The 18,372-nt window shown below is 47.9% G+C and carries 16 protein-coding genes, 1 tRNA gene and 2 pseudogenes; 1 reads left to right on the top strand and 18 read right to left on the bottom strand.

All coding sequences use genetic code 11. From position 1 onward, the window contains the following. Nucleotides 1-2,118: pseudogene (gene rpoC, locus J7K79_RS08455) on the top strand (DNA-directed RNA polymerase subunit beta'); the annotation flags it as partial. A gap of 43 nt (nucleotides 2,119-2,161) precedes the next feature. On the opposite strand, the gene J7K79_RS08450 reads toward rpoC, so the two are convergent. The 18 genes and pseudogenes from J7K79_RS08450 to J7K79_RS08365 form a co-directional block, all read right to left on the bottom strand. Further along, nucleotides 2,162-4,006: an ABC transporter substrate-binding protein gene (locus J7K79_RS08450; protein WP_296907514.1), complete on the bottom strand. Its 1,845-nt coding sequence runs from the start codon at nucleotides 4,004-4,006 to the stop codon at nucleotides 2,162-2,164. 91 nt (nucleotides 4,007-4,097) lie between these two features. Further along, on the bottom strand, nucleotides 4,098-6,611 hold the full coding sequence (locus J7K79_RS08445) for a DNA polymerase III subunit alpha (protein ID WP_296907511.1): 2,514 nt from the start codon (nucleotides 6,609-6,611) through the stop codon (nucleotides 4,098-4,100). Next, nucleotides 6,608-7,489: an RluA family pseudouridine synthase gene (locus tag J7K79_RS08440; RefSeq protein ID WP_296907516.1), complete on the bottom strand. Its 882-nt coding sequence runs from the start codon at nucleotides 7,487-7,489 to the stop codon at nucleotides 6,608-6,610. The genes J7K79_RS08445 and J7K79_RS08440 overlap by 4 nt, the downstream gene beginning before the upstream one ends. Next, nucleotides 7,401-7,961: a signal peptidase II gene (lspA, locus tag J7K79_RS08435; RefSeq protein ID WP_296907508.1), complete on the bottom strand. Its 561-nt coding sequence runs from the start codon at nucleotides 7,959-7,961 to the stop codon at nucleotides 7,401-7,403. The genes J7K79_RS08440 and lspA overlap by 89 nt, the downstream gene beginning before the upstream one ends. Continuing rightward, nucleotides 7,962-8,810, bottom strand: a complete 849-nt coding sequence (locus J7K79_RS08430) for a protein-glutamate O-methyltransferase CheR (protein WP_296907506.1) — start codon at nucleotides 8,808-8,810, stop codon at nucleotides 7,962-7,964. It lies immediately after the preceding gene. Beyond that, nucleotides 8,752-9,414, bottom strand: coding sequence for a hypothetical protein (locus J7K79_RS08425; RefSeq protein WP_296907504.1), 663 nt, complete (start codon nucleotides 9,412-9,414; stop codon nucleotides 8,752-8,754). The genes J7K79_RS08430 and J7K79_RS08425 overlap by 59 nt, the downstream gene beginning before the upstream one ends. 56 nt (nucleotides 9,415-9,470) lie before the next feature. Continuing rightward, nucleotides 9,471-10,232, bottom strand: coding sequence for a YebC/PmpR family DNA-binding transcriptional regulator (locus tag J7K79_RS08420; RefSeq protein WP_296907502.1), 762 nt, complete (start codon nucleotides 10,230-10,232; stop codon nucleotides 9,471-9,473). Beyond that, complete coding sequence (locus tag J7K79_RS08415) at nucleotides 10,232-11,563, bottom strand: PP2C family protein-serine/threonine phosphatase (protein WP_296907500.1); 1,332 nt, start codon at nucleotides 11,561-11,563, stop codon at nucleotides 10,232-10,234. Before J7K79_RS08415 ends, J7K79_RS08420 begins: the two co-directional genes overlap by 1 nt. Then, a complete protein-coding gene (locus J7K79_RS08410) occupies nucleotides 11,556-11,924 on the bottom strand; it encodes a response regulator (RefSeq protein WP_296907497.1) in 369 nt (122 codons plus the stop codon). The genes J7K79_RS08415 and J7K79_RS08410 overlap by 8 nt, the downstream gene beginning before the upstream one ends. Continuing rightward, nucleotides 11,899-12,516 carry a TIGR03936 family radical SAM-associated protein gene (locus J7K79_RS08405; protein ID WP_296907495.1) on the bottom strand — a complete coding sequence of 206 codons (618 nt, stop codon included), beginning with the start codon at nucleotides 12,514-12,516 and terminating at the stop codon, nucleotides 11,899-11,901. Before J7K79_RS08405 ends, J7K79_RS08410 begins: the two co-directional genes overlap by 26 nt. Beyond that, a complete protein-coding gene (locus J7K79_RS08400; protein WP_296907493.1) occupies nucleotides 12,513-13,547 on the bottom strand; it encodes a lysylphosphatidylglycerol synthase transmembrane domain-containing protein in 1,035 nt (344 codons plus the stop codon). The genes J7K79_RS08405 and J7K79_RS08400 overlap by 4 nt, the downstream gene beginning before the upstream one ends. Further along, complete coding sequence (locus J7K79_RS08395) at nucleotides 13,544-14,173, bottom strand: diguanylate cyclase (protein WP_296907490.1); 630 nt, start codon at nucleotides 14,171-14,173, stop codon at nucleotides 13,544-13,546. The genes J7K79_RS08400 and J7K79_RS08395 overlap by 4 nt, the downstream gene beginning before the upstream one ends. A gap of 1 nt (nucleotide 14,174) precedes the next feature. Further along, nucleotides 14,175-14,741, bottom strand: a complete 567-nt coding sequence (pdxT, locus tag J7K79_RS08390) for a pyridoxal 5'-phosphate synthase glutaminase subunit PdxT (RefSeq protein ID WP_296907487.1) — start codon at nucleotides 14,739-14,741, stop codon at nucleotides 14,175-14,177. A 3-nt stretch (nucleotides 14,742-14,744) separates the two neighbouring features. Continuing rightward, entirely contained in the window at nucleotides 14,745-15,626 is an 882-nt protein-coding gene (gene pdxS / locus J7K79_RS08385) for a pyridoxal 5'-phosphate synthase lyase subunit PdxS (RefSeq protein ID WP_296907484.1), read from the bottom strand. Nucleotides 15,627-15,639: 13 nt separating this feature from the next. Further along, entirely contained in the window at nucleotides 15,640-16,935 is a 1,296-nt protein-coding gene (locus J7K79_RS08380; RefSeq protein WP_296907482.1) for a nicotinate phosphoribosyltransferase, read from the bottom strand. Nucleotides 16,936-16,945: 10 nt separating this feature from the next. After that, a complete protein-coding gene (locus J7K79_RS08375; RefSeq protein ID WP_296907478.1) occupies nucleotides 16,946-17,470 on the bottom strand; it encodes an isochorismatase family cysteine hydrolase in 525 nt (174 codons plus the stop codon). A gap of 38 nt (nucleotides 17,471-17,508) precedes the next feature. After that, nucleotides 17,509-17,597 (bottom strand) — tRNA-Ser (locus J7K79_RS08370). A 68-nt stretch (nucleotides 17,598-17,665) separates the two neighbouring features. After that, nucleotides 17,666-18,372, bottom strand: a pseudogene (locus J7K79_RS08365) (hypothetical protein); the annotation flags it as partial.

Below are 18,372 nucleotides of genomic sequence, written 5' to 3'. Positions count from 1 at the left end.
GAAACGCTTGCAGAGGACCCGTTTAATCCCATCTACATGATGGTGAACTCCGGAGCGAGAGGTAACATCGATCAGGTGAAACAGCTCGCGGGTATCAGAGGATTGATGATCAAAGCGTACGATCCAAGATCGAGGGAGATAAAATCCAAGATCTTCAAAGGGCAGGCGATACATGAGGCTTTGACCTTCGATTATCCTGTCGACAGAAACCTCAGAGAAGGTGTTGACATCCTGCAGTTCTTCATATCCACCTACGGTGCAAGAAAGGGTCAGGTCGATACCGCGATGAACACGTCCTTTGCCGGGTATCTGACGAGGCGTCTGGTGGATGTGGCGCAGAGTGTTACTGTGACGGAACCCGACTGCGGAACACACGAAGGAATCAGGGCTATGGATTTGATAAAGGATGGAACGGTTGTGGAGAAGATGAACGAGTTCCTCTTTGGAAGGGTGCTCGCAAACGATGTGCTCGATCCGGAGACAAAGGAAGTTTTGAAGAACCCAGAAACGGGAAAGGAATACACAAGAAACACGATGCTAACAGACGACGACGCTAACTTCCTTGCTTCCTACAAGAAGATGGTCGACGTTGTGAAATACGGTGAAGTGGACATATCCGAGCTTTCGCTTCCAAACGTGTACACGGAGATTGCAGAGCCCGTCGGAGAATACGAAGAGGGAACCGAACTCACCTGGGACGTGGTGAAAGCTGCCAAGAACGAAGGAAAGTACAGGATAAAGGTGAAGATGTATCCGATCGTTGGAACAGTCTACGCTGACGAGCGGCCTCTCTACGATAAAAAAGGTGAAAGAGAACTTGTCGTTTACCAGGAAGTCATAAACGAAGTGGTGGCAAAGCTTCTCGAGGAAAACGATGTTGAAAAGGTCTTGGTGCGACCCGATATTATTGTGAGATCTCCTCTTACGTGTGAATCCGAATACGGAGTGTGCGCTGCCTGTTACGGAATGGACCTTTCCAATCACAAGATAGTGAACGTTGGTGAAGCGGTAGGAATAGTCGCGGCGCAGTCCATAGGAGAGCCCGGAACACAGCTCACCATGAGAACGTTCCACGTTGGAGGAGTCATGGGTGCTAGTGACATAGTCAGCGGTCTCACAACGGTGGAGAAAACTTTTGAGCCTTACGCCTTCTTGAGGGAGGAGAAGAGCGGCGGCAAGAAAGAGATCAGGAAGTACTACGGTTCAGAAGCCATCCTCTGCGAAATGGATGGATTCGTAAAGGACATTACAACTGATGAGTCTGGAAGAACGGTTGTTTACATAGAAGACTACGCTGGAGGGATTCACGCTTATAAGATACCCAAGAGGGCAAAGGTGAAGGTCAGAAAAGGGCAAAAGGTTCTGAGAGGTGATACACTGACAACCGGTGCCATTGTGTGGTGGAAATTGCTCGAGCTTGAATCGGAAAAGGGTGTTCTCACGGCCATGAACCTTTTAAAGATCATAAAGAACGCTTACGTACAGCAGGGTGTCAGTATACATGACAAACACTTCGAGATCATCTTCAGACAGATGCTCAGCATGGCCCTCGTCATCGACCCGGGAGACAGCGATTACCTACCGGATCAGCTGGTGCCACTTGTGGACATAAAGAGGGTGAACAGGGAGATACTGGAAGGCAACGCCAAAGTGGAGGAGAACAGAAGATGGGTCATCGGAAAGACACTTGCAAAGAGAGTCATCACCGAAACGGACGATGGTGAACTTGTGGAACTCGCACAGAAGGGAGAAGAAGTGACAGAAGAACTCTTGAAGAAATTCATAGAAGCGGGTATAAAGGAGATCGACGTCATCGAAAAAGACAAGGTGGTAACGTACCAGATCCTTCCAAAGGAACCCATCAAATACAAGAGAAGGCTCCTTTCGCTCAAGAAAGCTGCTTTGAACTACCCGGGATGGCTCAGTGCGGCTGCTTTCGAAGAAACTGCCTGGGTCCTGACAGCAGCAGCGATAGAAGGGAAGGTAGATCCTCTCATCGGTTTGAAAGAGAACGTGATCGTTGGTCAGCTCATACCCGCTGGAACTGGGTTGGACGTGTTTGCAGGTATCCAGGTGGAAGAAACTCCAAGGGCAGCGGCAGAAGAAAAGCTCGCATGAAGAAACAAAAAAGAAGGGGCTCCACCTGGAGCCCCTTTATTTTTTATTCTTCCGATTTCCAGAGTATGTAGTAGTCGTCTCCTGGTCTCATCGGGTTGTAGTACCATCCTTTGACCCAGCTTCTCTGCACCCTCACTCTGAGTGGCTGATAGAGAGGCATACCAAGGGCGTACTTCATGGCGAACCTCTGAATCTGTTCGTAAAGGACTTGCCTTTCAGCAGGATCTGTCTTTGCGATCGCTTCTTCTATGAGTTCGTCGAGGCTCTTTCCACCGAGGTCCGGATGTGGTGTGGAGACGAACTTCCTGAAGTTCTCGCCCTGCCTGCCAGAGTACACACCGGCGCTATGATAGTAGGTGAATATGAAGTTGTGAGGATCTGGATAATCAGCAAGCCAACCTATGATGAAGATGGGTACTTCTCCTCTCTTGGTCGCGTCAAGATACGTGGGCCACTGAACACCTCTCACTTCGATCTTGAACTTCGGGTTGATCATCTCTATGTACGCCTTCAGCATTTCCGCGGCTGCTCTTCTCACATCGTTACCCGTGTTGTAGAGTATGGTGAGTTTGAACCCTTTCTTCCAGACTTCACCGTTCCACGCTTTCTTGAAGTATTCTGTTGCCTTCACAATGTCAAAGTGAGGAGCGTTTGGATCGTTCAGCAACTCCTCGTTGAATCCAATGAGTCCTTCCGGAAGATCGGTGGGTATTTTTCTGCCAAGTCCTTTCAGAACCTCGTTTATGAACGTATCGTAATCGAAGGCGTAGATGAAAGCTTTTCTCACATTCACATCGCTGAAGAAATCAGGTGGTATTCCGTTTCCATCGAGTTTTCCAGAGCCTATGTACTTGCTGTCCTCGGGCACGTTCCATGCAAAGTGAAGAGAAGTGACTAAAAGCTCAGGAAGGTCTTTTATCACAGTGATACCGGGCTTTCCTTCCACCTGCTCAAGATACTGCGTTGGAACAACACAGATATCGGCATCTCCCTGGAGGAGCATTGCTTTCCTTGTGTTCCACTCGTCGATTCCCCAGATGATAACTCTCTTGATCTTTGCAGGTTCTCTCCAGTAGTTGTCGTTTCTTTCGAGAATGACCTTCTGCTGTGTTCTATCCCATTCCACGAATTTGAACGGCCCAGTTCCGTTCATTCTTGCATAAAGCGGAGAGTCTTCCTTTCTGATGTCGTGGTACTTCCACCAGTCGTCTGCTCTTCCATCCCAGCACCCTATCTCTATACACCACTCTTTATCGAGGATGACGCTCCAGCTGGCACTCTGGGCGAGTATGTACATGAACGGTGCAAAGGGTCTCACAAGATGGAACACAACGGCGTCACCTTCAACCTCGATAGCGGGATCGATGTAGTCCGTGTAGATCTTTATCAGGGCGTCCCTGTACTCTGGAAGTGGTTCACCGTTTTCGTCAAAGAGTTCGCTGTAGGGCTTTCCGATCTTTTCCTCAACAAAGGTCTCCAGAGAATCGACTCCGAAGAGGGCCTCCCAGAGCATCCACATGGGACCAACTGTCGGATCGAAGATGAGCCCTCTTTCAAAGCTGTACTCCACATCTTCAGGTGTGAGATTACCACCCTCGTGAAACTTCACGCCCTTTCTGATGTAGAATTTGTAGGTTTTTCCACCGTCCAGTATCTCCCACTTTTCTGCAAGACGTGGTTCGAACTCTGTGAGACTTTCTCCCTTGTAGGCGATCAAGTTTTCGTACACGTTGTAGATGACCTCACCGCTGGCCGTGTCGTACGCGTAGTGTGGATCGAGAGTGTCAGGTTCTCCGATGGTGGCGTCGATGATGGTGTCGGGATTCTTTACCGCGGCCCATGTCACAACAGCGACCACCGCTAAAAGAACCACAAACAGTTTACGCATATGTAAACCCCCTTTCCCAAAGTGTAGTGATCCTCACTATATTTGAATTATACTATTTTGAATTATACTATAGCATACCAAAAAAGTGTGTTCACTTCAAAATTCTGTACCGATATTCATCGCCGGAGGGACGATAACCTTCGTATCTTCTCAATAGACCATCCTTCAATATCTCTGTGACTTCGCTCTTGCCGGCCTTTTCGAGCTTTGTAGGATGGTTCACTCTGTAAACAAATTTTGTGTTCTCATCGAAGGACCACACTCTCAAGATGCGGTGGAGTGGAGAAAGAAGCACCAGATGCAATCCTTCTGGGGGATCTTCTCTCACGCGGCAGATAGAAATCCCGTCTGTTATCACATTCTTTGATACTTTCCTGGCGAGAACTGGAAGGACTTTCCCGTAGGTGAAAACGTCCGCTATGCTGCCAAAGAGTCCCTTTGGAACGTCCTGTTGAGGTGTCAGAGGAAAGCCAAGACTTTTCTCTTCAAGTTCGATCAACTCACCGGGTTTCACTTCCTGCCTTTGCTCTATCCTTTCACCAAACAGCTCCCGGATCTCCAGGATCTCTTTCTCCACCTTTCTGTTCAACTCTTCGAATGCCTGAGCTCTGCTTTCGTATACTTCATCGAAGGCGCCCGCCGATATCATGTTTTCCAGTACGTTTCTTGGTATTCCTTTCATCTCCTGAAGTTTTCGAACGCTGTCTATGGGACGCTCTTTTTCTATCTCCTCAACCATCGATTCTCCGACACCTTTCACAGCTGTGAGTGGCAGGTAAACCCTGTTTCCCCGAAAGATCAGCTTTTTTCCAGAGACGTTCACGCTGGGAGGAAGTACTTCGTACCCTTCACTTCGTAGCTCTTGAACTGCAAGGAATATCTTCTCTGAATCTCCGATGTTGTACTCGAAGTACTTCTCGAAGAACTCTTCGAAAAGATGAGTCTTCAGATAGGCTGTTTGAAACGACAGGTGCGCGTAGGCAACACTGTGAGACTTGTTGAAAGCATAAGACGAAAAGTTCAGCAGAATTTTCAGGATGAGGTCCGCGTTCTCCACCCCATTTTCAACGAGACCCTCTTTTAACTTTGTAAGGAGGGGTTCCATCTTTTCTTTTTCTTTCTTTGCAATTGCTCTCCTCAGAACGTCTGCCTCAGCGCCAGAGAGGCCTGCAAGCATAGCAAGGTTCATGATCTGCTCTTGATAGATCACTACTCCTCGCGTCTCTGGAAACAATTTTTTGAGAAAATCAGGTACGTTCCTTGAAGACACGTACATACTGTCAATACCTGATTTCAGGGGTCCCGGTCTGTTGAGAGCAAGAAGTACAGAGAGTTCTTCCAGATTGCTTGGAGAAATCTTCCTGCAGAGTTTTCTCGCCTGGAGTCCCTCCAGCTGAAAAACTCCCAGTGTCTTTCCTTTTGATATGATGTGATACGTTTTCTCGTCCGAGTAGTCGAAAGCTTTTCTATTAAAATCTTTCACAAAAGACAAGGCCCTCAGACCTAGGATGTCTATCTTCACAACTCCTATCTTGTCGAGGTCGTACATGTCGTAGTCCGTCACAGGGATTTCCTCTTCCAACCTGAAAGGAATCAAAAGGGGACTTTCAGAGATCACAACACCTGCCGCGTGGACGCTCGGGTGGTGTGGGAGACCGTAGAGGATTTTATAAACCCTTTCTTTGATCCCTGGATCCGAGGGAGTCGAATCGATAAGGTTTCGCAGAAACTTTTCGGTCAGGTTTCCAAAGGTGGCAACCTGATAGACGTAGAATTTCTTTGAAAGCTCTCTCAACAATTCCTTTCTCCTTCTGTCTTCTACGTCCACGTCGATATCGGGGGATTCTCTTCTTTCTTCGTTTATGAATCTCTCGAACAGAAGATCGTACTTGAGTGGGTCAATTTCTGTGATCCCACAAAGAAAGACCACTAGAGAGCCAACGGCACTGCCTCTTCCAGGTCCCACCTTTATGCCAAGCCTTCTGGCTGTCTTCACGATCTCCTCCACCAGGTAGATGTAGGAAGAAAAGCCTCTTTTTTCTATTGTTCTGAGTTCTCTTTCTAAGCGCTCCGCGTATTTCTTTCCCATCCCTGATGCTCTTTCTCTGAGCTCTTTGTACCAGTTTTCTGGAGGGTCGGGAAACTTCTGCTTGACTCTGAGATCGTAGGGTTCGGCTTTCACAATTTCCGCCACGTCTTCACATCTTTCCGGAAAACCATGGACATCTTCGTCTAGCTCGAAGATTCTTCTCATGAAGAGACTTGCATCCCTTTCCTTGTCTTCGAGGTATCTGACGGGGACGAGGTCCTCCGCCTTGAAACTTGGAAGTTCACCGACATCGATCTTTTCTCCGTTGTAGAATCTGACCAGAAGATCGTACTCCTTTCTGTTTCGTGCAATGAAGACTCTACCCTCCTTCCACAAACCGTGGACGGGTATCAGCCCGTGCTCTCTCATGGTAGTATTGAACTTCACGGCGGCGTGAAAGTTTCTGTCGGCAAGGAGAGCAGATTTCAAACCTCTTTTTTTCAACTCGGAAACCAGTTTTTCGAATCTGATCACAGAACCGTCGAAGGAGTAGGGTGAGACAATCCAGGGTATCATGTTCCTTCCTCCACGTACATAGCTATCTTTTTGATGGCCTTTCTGAAATCTTCCGGAATCGGCGATACGAATTCCATCCACTCGCCGGTTCGTGGATGAAAAAATCCCAGTTTCAAGGCGTGAAGCATCTGTCTTTTTATCCCGAACATCTCATCTTCCTTGTACTTTCCATAGATCTTGTCACCCATTATAGGGTGTCCGAGGCTTTTCATGTGGACTCTGATCTGGTGGGTTCTCCCTGTCCTCGGAAAGGCAAGAACAAGGGAAGCTACATCGTCGAACCTCTTGAGTACCCTGTAATGTGTGACGGCCTCCTTTCCGCTTTCGCTCACAGTCATCTTCACTCTCAAAACAGGATGCCTTGCAAGTGGAAGTTCCACCGTTCCTTCGTTTTCCTTCACTCGTCCTCGCACAAGAAGGATGTAGGCCTTCTTCACCTTCCGATCCTTGAACTGTCTGGATAGGCTCTGATGAGCAAGATCATTTTTGGCAACAACGATGACACCTGATGTTTCCTTGTCGAGTCTGTGGACGATACCAGGTCTGAGTTTCCCACCTACACCCTGAAGGTCAGAACAGTGATAAAGAAGGGCGTTGACGAGCGTTCCGCTGAGTTTGGAAGGAACCGGATGTACGATCATGTCTCCGGGTTTGTCTATGACGATAATGTCCTTGTCCTCGTACAGAACCTTCAAATCTATCTTTTCGGGTTGAACAGTGGCCTCTTTCGGTTTCACAGGAAGATCAACCTCCACCAGTTCTCCTTCCTTCAACCGGTAACTTGGTTTTTTAATCTGACCGTTGACCTTTACCTTTCCTTCCTTTATTGCTTTCTGAATCATCGACCTTGATATCCACGACGGAGTTTTCTCTTTCAGAAACTGGTCGAGTCTCCAGCCTTCCTCTCTTTTTTCCACTCTCCAGCTCTTCATCGCCCACACCTCTGAAGGCACCGAGGATCATCAGACCACCGCCTACTACTATGAACACGTCTGCAAGGTTGAAGATCGTTGGAAGAAAGACCAGGTTTAGAAAGTCAAGAACGTATCCAAATCTGATTCGATCGAGGAGATTTCCGAGGGCGCCTCCCAGGATGAATCCCATAGCGATCCTCTCGAGCCTGTTAAATCTGAATATGTACGGAAAAAGGGAAAGGACCACCACAACGAAGAGGACGATCCACAGAACCTGCTCCGAGAGGTTGTTGAACAGCCCCAGAGCGATTCCTCTGTTTGTAGCCTTGACGAATCTCAGAAATCCGGGAACGAGGTAGAATGTTCCGTGAAAAGTGCTCGCTATTTTCTTTGTGAGCTGATCCAAAACCAGCACCAGAACGATCGTAAAGGTCATCTACGTCACCTTTCTGTAGATGAAGGGTCTGTAGACCTCAAATCCTAGCTCTCTGTAGTTGAATATCCTTTCCGTGTTTCCAACGAACAGAAACCCGCCCACTTTGAGTGATTCAGCGAACTTCTTGTAGAGTTTGTTCTTCGCTTCCGGTTCGAAGTATATGACCACGTTTCGACACACTATGAGATCGAGGTTCTTTTCGAAGGGATCTTTCAGAAGATCATGTCTCCTGAACTCCACCACCTTCTTCACAAAATCTTTTATTCTGTACCTTCCATCTGGGAGTCTTTCGAAGTACTTCTCCACGTACTCTTTCGGAGTACTCACAAGGGCTCGCTCCTCGTAGACACCCTCCTGGGCTTTCCTCAGAACACCAACGTCTATGTCTGTTGCCAGAATCTTCGTTTTGTACGAAAGCTTCAGCTCGTGAGCGAGAATGGCAAGAGAATAAGGCTCTTCTCCAGAGGAGCATCCCGCACTCCAGAATCTCATTCTCAGGGTGTTTTGAGAAATCAAAGGGATCACATCGTCCCTGAGCTCCCACCACTTCTCTGAATTTCTGAAGAACTCCGTTACGTTTATCGTCATCTTGTCCAGAAACTCGTCCAGGTGCTTTTTGCTTTGAACAAGCATTTCCAGATATTTTCTGTAATCCACGTTGTACTTTCTCAAGAGAAGTTCCGTTCTGCGTTTCACCCGCTGTGGTTTGTAAGAGGAGAGGTTTATGCCGAACCTCTCCTCCACCTCTTTTACAAACCACTCGAATTCCTCCTGTGGGAATTCCTTCCACTCAAAATTCGATGGTAACCTGAATGGAACAGTCTTCCTTTCCGACCTTTCCTCCGACATGTATCCTTCCCACCTTCCAGCAGCCTTCTACATGGTTTCCATCGACGAAGATCCACCCGTTTTCTCCGATGAAAGCAAATCCCAGTTCCAAACCTCCATCGTAAAGAGTGCGAAAGATCGTTCTTCCTCGACTGAAGATCAAACCGATCCAGTCCGACACGCCTACACTTAAATCACCGAAACCAAGCCAGACACCCGGTTTTCCGTTTTCAATGAAAGGCTCTATATTCAGATCGAAGAGCTTCATCTTCGCCCCGAGGTAGTAATCACCTTCGCTCGACACGACGAAATCCAGGGGTTTCTCTGTGTAAGCGAAGATCTCATCTCCGTTCCACAGTCCTCCCATGAAACCAAACTGAGTGTTCCACGTCTTTTCAAAGCGAACGAAACTCGCCTTCAAAAGTTTTGGAGCGTAGTATTCGAGTGAAAAATCGTCCACGTTGAACCTGAAGTACACAGGGTTATCAAAAATAGGAAGAAGAAGGGATAGGTCCCCTTCCTTGAAGCTGACGAAAAAATCGAAGCGGAACTTTCCTTCGATGAAATCCATCTTTAATTCAGGGGATAGAACAAATCCTGTAGTGGGCGTTCTGTTGAAACCCACCCCGGCCTCAAAGAATCCAGGAAAGAGAAGAGCAGGTAAGAGAAGAAAAAGAGGTATCAGCCTTCCAGTCTGGAAAGTATCTCCTCCATTTCGCTGTCGTCCATTTCGAAGTTGGAGTAAACTTCCTGGACATCGTCCATGTCTTCCAGTGCGTTGAGGAGTTCCAGTACCTTCTCGGCGTCTCTTCCGGTAATCCTCACTGTGTTCTTTGGTATGAAGGTGACCTTGGCTTCGACTTCGTAACCGGCCTCCTCCAGCTGTCTTTTCACCTCAGAAAGGTCCTCTGGAGCTGTGATTATCTGGATGGGATCTTCGGCGTCTTTTATGTCCTCTGCGCCGGCATCGATGGCTATCATCATGAGTTCCTCCAGGTCTTTCACTTTGTCTTTCGCGATCTCTATAACACCTTTTCTTTCGAAGATCCAGCTGACGGATCCGCTCTCCGCGAGACTTCCTCCATGTCTGCTGAACAGATGTCTCAGTTCCTGCGCTGTTCGGTTCTTGTTGTCTGTAAGTGCCCTGATGTAGACGGCCACACCTCCCGGGGCGTAACCTTCGTAGACCACTTCCTGGTAGTCCACACCTTCCAGCTCACCCGTTCCGCGTTTTATGGCTCTTTCGATGTTTTCCTTTGGCATGTTCTCAGCCTTTGCCTTTTCGACAGCTGCCCTGAGTCTGGGATTCGTTTCGATGTTTCCTCCTCCTTCTCTTGCTGCAACGATGATTTCTCTGATCAGCTTCGTGAAGATCTTCGATTTTTTCGCATCCTGGGCCATTTTCCTGTGTTTTATGTTGGCCCACTTGTTGTGACCCGACATCATTCCACCTCCTGCTGTCCTTTATATTTTAACACCATGATCGTCATGTCGTCGTGCTGAGGGACATTTTTCGAAAATTCTCCCACACTCTTTATGAGGATGGAAAGGAGTTCCTCCGCATTGCCTCCACTGTACTCCCTGAGGGTTTTTTCCAGTCTCTCGTAGCCGTATTCTTCCCCGAGCATGTTTCTTGCTTCGATTACCCCATCCGTGTAGGCGACTATGAGGGTGTCTGGTTTTAGACGGATGGTGTGTTTCCTGTAGCTCCACTCCGTTATACCGATCGGTATCGCTGAAGCTTCCAGCTTTACCATCTCATCTCTGTGGAGGAAATAAACGGGATTATGGCCCGCGTTGATCAGATTCAGCGTTCCGTTTTGGAAAATCTCCAGAAAAACCATTGTCACGAAACGATCGTTCGACAGATCTTCACAGAGTATACTGTTCAGGTGATTCACCAGCTTCTCCAGATCAGAGTGCGACGTGCTCAGGACTCTCAAGTAACTCCTCACAGCACTCATGAGAAGGGCAGCTGGAACGCTTTTTCCGGCCACGTCTCCCATAACGGCAAGGAGCTTCTCATTGCCAAGAAAGATATCATAGTAGTCACCACCCACTTGAACTGCTGGGCAGGAACAAGCTGCCGCATCGACGAATTTCGTTTCGGGTACTTCTCGAGGAAGCAACGTAGATTGTATTCGCCTTGCAATTTCCATCTGCTCTTCCAGCCTCTGGCGTTCGATCTCTTTCTGCAGAAAATCCATTCTGTCCAATGCGTTTGCTATGTACCTCGCCGTTACCTCCGTTATCTTCCTGTCACTTGCCGTGAACACGATTCCTTCTTCTTTGCCGGAAAAACACATGTAACCGTAGTGTCTGTTACCAGCTATGGGGACAAACAGAAGATTTGAAAACCTCTGCGATTCACCAGGTTCTATCAGGACGGTTTTTTCTCTGTCTTCTATCTCCTGCTCCACCTCTTTCTGACTCAGGTTCCCTATGGTCAGATCTTCGACGCGAACGATGTAATCTTTAAACTTCACCACGTTCTTGAGAAGTGGTATCACTCTTTCTAGTTTTTCACGAAGGTTCATTGGAAACTCGAGACCTCCGAATATCTCAGATATCTCAAGAAGTGTCGATATTTCTTCGTAAGAGCGCGAGAGCTCTTCCAGCTGAGCTTCCATGAAAATGGTCTGCTCTTCCAGACTCTTCTTGTACTCATTTATTTCATACTCCAGGATCTTCAGGAGTTCATCAATCCCCCTTGAGCAATCGTAATCGATACCAAGTATTTCTGAAATCTTTTTGCAGATTTCCCTTTCACTCATTTAAGAGACGCTTCACCTCCTCGATAAACTGGGAGGGGCTGAACGGCTTTCTCATAACCTTCTTTGCTCCGAGAGAGAGAGCGATCGTCTCGTCGTCCTCTCCACCCTTTGCCGTGAGGACGATGACCGGGATTTTCTGCCACTCCTCTTTTTCCTGGAGTTTCTTCAGCACGGTGAAACCGTCCATGATGGGCATCATTATATCGAGTACTATCAGATCTGGAATGGATTTTGAAAGTTTTTCCAGCGCGATCTGACCGTTTTCTGCCTCTATCACTTCATAACCTGCCTTCTTCAAGTTGAAGGATACGATCTTTCTTAAGACGGCTGAATCGTCAACCAGAAGCACTTTTTTTGACACGTGTCCCCCTCCTCTCGAGAAAAGAGGAAAGATCCTCTCCGCTTTCGGTGAGTGCTTCCTCACATATTGCAACGAAGAACGAATCCTTTTCAACGAGAAGCAGTGGATTCATAAGCCTTTCCCTCCTTTGAGTATACCTGAAAATGCTGTACTCTTTTGCCCTGAAAACCTCAAAATCGACCACGCTTTCTCCAAAGGAGATCTTCTTTCCTTTCTTTTCAACTTTCCTGCTCAGGAGATCCATACAGTACGGTGTGATGAGCTTGAAACGATAGGACGTGACGACTTTGTTTATGTTCTCTTCACAGATCCACGCACCCGCAAGAGGAAAATCTTTTGGAAGAGTCCTTTCAAGATTTTCCAGGTGTTTTCTTGAAAGATCCTTCAGATGGATTTCCACGTAGAAGGCCAAATTCACTACACCGACTGGCATGGCGTCGAGAAAGCTCATCTTTGGTTTTGGGTGGAACCCTTCAGTGAACACCAGAGGAAAATCGGCACGTCTGAGGGAACGCTCCACGAGCTTTATGGATTCGAGAGTGGACAGAAACCTCCTCATCCCCCTCTTTTTGAATCTGAGAACGACCTTCACTTTTCCACTTCCTTTGGGTATCTGTAGAATACCAGAAAGACGAGGCCCACGAAGATGGGAAGGTAGTAGGTAGACAATCTCCAGGTCAACACCGATGCGAGGGTTTTACCACCTGATCCGAGTATCTTGCTGAAGACAATCTGGTAGACGGCTTCCACACCGCCACTTGCTCCAGGTGTCGGTACGTAAAACACGACCAGACTGAGAAAGAAAAGAAGCCCCGTTCCGTTGAAAAAACCGATGTTTCCAGAACTGAATTGAACGGCCAGATAGAAAACAAAGCCTTGAATGAGAAGCGAAAACAGCGTGAGAGGAAAGTCGAGGAACATGAACCCGCTTCTCCACAAGATTTTGACACTTTCTTTTAGATCGTGGGTCCACTTTAAAAAACGACTGTCCCAGTCTTCTTTCTTCGTGAGTTTTTTTATCATGGAATCTACCCATCTTGCTTTTTTTAGCATCCTGAACAGGTGAGCGATGAGAGGAGGGTGAACGAGTGCGAGTATCACAACACCGATGAAAGACACACTCACAAGGTAAGCAAGGAAGATCAACTTCGGTGCTATCAGTGCTCCTGACAGAAACAGATCCTTGTATCTCAAAAGTCCGAGTACAGAAAGAATCGCCACGGAAATGAGGTACTCCACAAACCTTGAGAGAATCACGTTGACATTGTTTTCAGATTCAAAGCCGAGTCTTGAAAGGTGGTACGTTTGAAAGACCTGGCCACCGAAATAAAAAGGGGTGAGCATGCTGAAAAGAAAGCTCATATAGTTGTTGAAAAAGGCATCGTAGAGTGAGAGATGCTTTCTCCATACGAAAAAGAACAGCCACTTCATCCTCGCAGAGTCGATCAGGATCGAAAAAAGAAATATTCCACATAGCAGAAGAATGTGGAACAAGGACCTTGGACGGAAGTATTTGAAGAATTCTCTGGGGTTGATACCTTTGAATATGAAAAAAACTGCCACAAAACCGAATACCAGCGCAAGGATGATGTTTATCCACTCTTTTTTACTCAGATCCCTCACAACCTCCTCATGGAAGATTCTAAAGATGCGAACAAGTCCTCAACGGATTCCATCCAGTCTTCAACCTGCGCTATTCCGTACTCGAAGAAGGTCTGCTTTGTCCAATCAAGTCTGAGAAACTTCCGCCTCAACCTCTTAAGGAGCCTTTGCGCTCCTTCTTTTGCAGTTGCTGGAAGAATGATCATCAGTTCGTTTTTCCTCACAAAATCAATCTTGTCAGACGATCTGAGGATCTCCTGGATACTTTCATAGACACGTTCTGCTGTCTTCTCACTTTCAAAGAACAGGTATATGACGGAGAGGGGAAAATCGTATCTTTTGGCCTTCGCGAACTCTTCTTCGAGGTAACTGAGGATGCCCCGTGGAAACTTCAGGTACGTTTTTATCATCCTAAACCTGTTTCTCAAAAGAAAATCTGGAAGGCGTGGATCGATCACATCCAGAACGCCCTCTGGAATTTCTTCGGGGAGAGACTTGCTGATCAGAATCGTCTGTTTTCCGTCGTTTCTCGGCCTGTCAGTGACGACCAAATCGGCCGATTCGTTTATCAGAAATCCCACTTCTTGAACAATTCTTTTCAACCTTCCTCGGAGTACATCGTCTTTCAAGTCGATCTTCACTTTCATGTCATTTCACCATCTCCAGGAAGTATCTATGGAGCCTCAGATCGTCCGTGAGCTCTGGGTGAAAAGTGCTGGCAAGAATCTTGTCTTCTTTTACGAGGACAGGATCACCATCGTGGTAGGCGAGAATTTCCACCCTCTTACCCACTTCAACAATTCTCGGTGCCCTGATGAAGATCGCTCTGAACGGATCCTTTCCTATTGCAGGTATTTCGAGGAAGGTCTCGAAACTTTCCACCTGTCTTCCGTAAGCGTTTCTCTCCACGACTATATCCATGACACCCAGTTTTTCTTGCTCGTAGTTGCTGATGCGCTTCGCAAGGAGGATAACACCGGCACATGTTGCGAAGACGGGCAGGCCGTCGCTGATTTTCTCCACCAGCCTTTCGCCCATGCTCATCTCCTTGATGATGCGGATCATGGTGGTGGACTCTCCCCCGGGGAGGATCAATCCATCGACCATATCGAGATGCTTTGGAAGCTTCACGATCAGAGTTTCGACACCCAATCTGTGGAGTGCCTCCACGTGCTCTCTGACGTCTCCTTGAACACCCAGAACACCGATTTTCATCCTTCACCACCCTCTCTCCTGCATCCTCACTTCGAGTTCTTCAACGTCCAATCCTCTCATGGGTTCTCCTATATCTTCGGAGATCTTCAAAAGTATCCTTGGATTGTCCCAGTAGGTCACAGCAAGCACCATTGCTTTTGCCATCTTCCTTGGGTCTTTGGACTTGAAAACACCAGAGCCTACAAAGACTCCGTCTGCTCCCAGCATCATCATGAGAGCCGCGTCAGCTGGCGTTGCCACACCTCCCGCCGCGAAGTTCACAACGGGAAGCCTTCCGAGTCTCTTCACTTCCCTCAAAAGTTCCACCGGTGCTCCTATCTCCTTTCCGTACGCGACGAGCTCTTCTTCTTCCATCTTGGTCACCTGTCTTATCTGTTCCATCATTCTCCTCATGTGTTTCACCGCTTCCACCACGTTTCCTGTTCCCGCCTCACCCTTGGTTCTGATCATTGCGGCGCCTTCTGCTATTCTTCTCAGCGCTTCTCCCAGATCCCTTGCACCACAGACAAAAGGTACTTTGAACTCGTGCTTGTTTATATGGAACCTGTCGTCCGCAGGTGTGAGCACCTCGGACTCGTCTATGAAGTCTACTCCGAGTTCTTCCAAAATCTTCGCTTCAGCGATGTGTCCAATCCTCACCTTCGCCATCACCGGAATGGATACCGCTTCCATGATCTCCCTGATCTTCGAGATGTTTGCCATCCGTGCCACACCGCCCTCTTTTCTGATGTCTGCCGGAACTCTTTCAAGGGCCATAACGGCGACTGCTCCCGCCTCTTCTGCTATCTTCGCCTGCTCGGCGGAAGTGACGTCCATTATCACGCCACCCTTGAACATCTCCGCAAAACCCTTCTTTATTATCCAGGTTCCCTTTTTGATTTCCATCTCGCTCACCTCCTCAAACTTCTTCCCAGTACCTCTTCCCCACTTTTTTGAGCCTTGGATTTTCTATCTTGTACCTGCCCACCTTCGCACACGGTCTTCCATTTACCTCAACGATGTCTGCTGTGATATCCACTTTCTCCCTCAAGAGTCGAGAACCAACACCGTAGGCGTCCGCGGGAACTCCGAGCTTTTCGAAGAGATCTATTTTCTTTTCATCGAATCCACCAGAGACGACGATCTTCAGATCCTGAAGACCCACCCTGTCGAATTCCTGTCTTGCTCTCCAGACAAGCTCTGGGCAGACCCCGAATGAAGACTCATCTTTTGGCACAACGGATTTATCCCTCAGGTTACCCGCCGTGTCGAATCTCACTCCCCAGATCTTGTTCTTTCCGGAGCCTATGATCGGTGATGGGTCTGTCACTCCCAGCTTGAACGGTTTCTTCACGACATACTCGTAGAAGGACTTTATCACACGGAAGGTGGTACCTATCACATCGTTGTCCCAGTCTACAAGTATGATTCTATTCACATCTTCCTCCAAGTGTCTGTCGAAGGTGATGGCGGCGTCTTCTGTTTTTCCGTCGTAGCATGCAATCAGTGCGTGAGGCATCGTTCCCATTGATTTGACGCCCCAGTAGTCCGCGTTCGCATCCGTCGAAACACCGAAGGCACCCGCTTTGAGCGCTGCGTAGCCATCCGTCGCTTGAACCCAGTAGTGGTCGAAACGGGCGCTGAAGAAGAGAACAGGTTTCCCCCTGGCTGCCCTGACAACTTTTTTAACGGCTGTTGCTGTACTCGTTGCCCTTGCGATCACACCGAGCAGGACCGTTTCGAGGTATCCAAAGTACGTAGGATCGCCCTCTATCGTCATGATCGGCTCTCCCTCTTTTGCTTCTTCACCGTCGTACAGGGCGTGCACCTCTACTTCGTCCCATTTGTCCACCCACAGTTCGTTCAGTTTGAGCCTGAGGTCCCATTTCTTCCGGGTGAGTTCAACGATCCTTTGAACGTCCATCTCGAGCGAGGCTGCCTGCATCTCCCTGTCCAGCTTCAGTATCTCCTCAAAGAGCTCTCTCGCCTTTTCTTCATCTTTGTAATATCCTGTGCAGAATTTCAAAATGGCAAGCGCTTCGTCTATTCCACAGACAACAGCGTCTTTTCTTGGGAAAAATTGATAATAAACGCGTGGATGGTGGTTGTCTCTTTTCAGAACTTTCACGTAGTTCATGAAGTATATGTCCGAGTAGTAACCGTTTCTAATACGATCGATGGGTACCTTGAAGACCTCTGGACTGAGTCTTTTCAACCTGATCACCTCAGATGAATTCGGCTCCCAAAATTTCCTTCATTTCTCTCAAAGCAAAGCGATGCAGCTCTTCATCGTAGGAGGCAACACCTTCAGTGATTATTTTAACAGGGATATCCCGGTTTCTCAACTCTTCCACTGTGAAGAGAACGCAGATGTGAGTCACCACACCGCACACGTATACCTCGTTTATGCTCCTCTCTTTTATTATTTTCTCCAGATTCGTGTTGTAGAACGCACTGTAACGGTTCTTTTTTATAGAAAAGTGATTCGCATAACCTTCCAGTGATCTTTCCAGTCTTTCTGTGAGTCTTGCACTGTTTGAGTTTGCAACGCAGTGTTTTGGCCAGATGTCGAATTCTTTGTCGTCCGGATCGTGCCAGTCTTGGGTGGTGATGATGGGAAGGCCTTCTTTCTTGAAGACTTCCACCCATCTAAGGATGGGATCGATCACCCTTTCTGCACCTTCAAAGTAAAGAGTACCATCTTTGTCAACAAAGTCCCTTTGAAGATCTATCACAAGGAGTGCTTTCACAGTTTCACCTCCTTAAAAAGAAAAGCCCCGTGTGGGGCTGGCGGAGGCGGTGGGATTCGAACCCACACGGGCCTTCCGGCCCACCGGTTTTCAAGACCGGCTCCTTAGCCAGTTCGGACACGCCTCCAGTTTTAAATTATACAACAAAACAAAACCCCCGGCAAGCGCCGGGGGTTTATTGAAACCTTGCGTGAATCAGAATGCAACTTCTGCTTTCAGGTAGAGGTACCAGGTGAAGTAGTCGTGGATTGTAGCGTCACCGGACATTTCTCCGTTGCTATCAAACAGTGTTCCGAAGAAGAATCCCGTTGTGAGAGGTCCGTAGACATAGCTGGTATCGACGTTGTAACCAAGCTCGTTGGTGGCAACCAGATATCTTGCGGCTGCTTTGACCGTGAGGTTTTCAACGGCGGTGACTGTCAGATCTGCGTCAATTGTGACATCTGTAGCTGAAGAAACAGCGTCATTCCAAGAAGCACTTACATTCGCACTTGCGATGTCGGAAGCGTAAGCGAGTGTGAGGGTAACGGGCAGACTGAACGCGTTAGCAGCAAGATCATATTTCGGGGTGAGTTCTGCGCTGAACGTGACCTCATCGGTAACGCCAGCCTCTGCCTTGAGAGTAGCTTCAACAAATTTCTGATTCCAAGGAGCTACCCATCCATCACCATCGATGGAATCATCATCGTAGTATGTAGGAGTGCCTTCAGAGTAGACAAAGTGTGGAGACACGGTCAAAGTAACAGGTTCCACTTCAAAAGACTTGCTGTAGTTGGCTTCGACCAAGTAGGCAGATGTTGCTTCGTAAGCGTACGCAAGATCGACCACGAGATTTTCAAGAATGTCTTTTCCAGTAAGATTCAGGTGAGCTGCATAGCCATAAGCACTTGTAGAAGGATCTG

Origin of the sequence: Thermotoga sp., assembly GCF_021162145.1 — a bacterium.
In the GTDB taxonomy this organism is placed as follows: domain Bacteria; phylum Thermotogota; class Thermotogae; order Thermotogales; family Thermotogaceae; genus Thermotoga.
The sequence above is the reverse complement of the archived record's forward strand: the minus strand, read 5'-3'. Positions and strand labels throughout refer to the sequence as shown.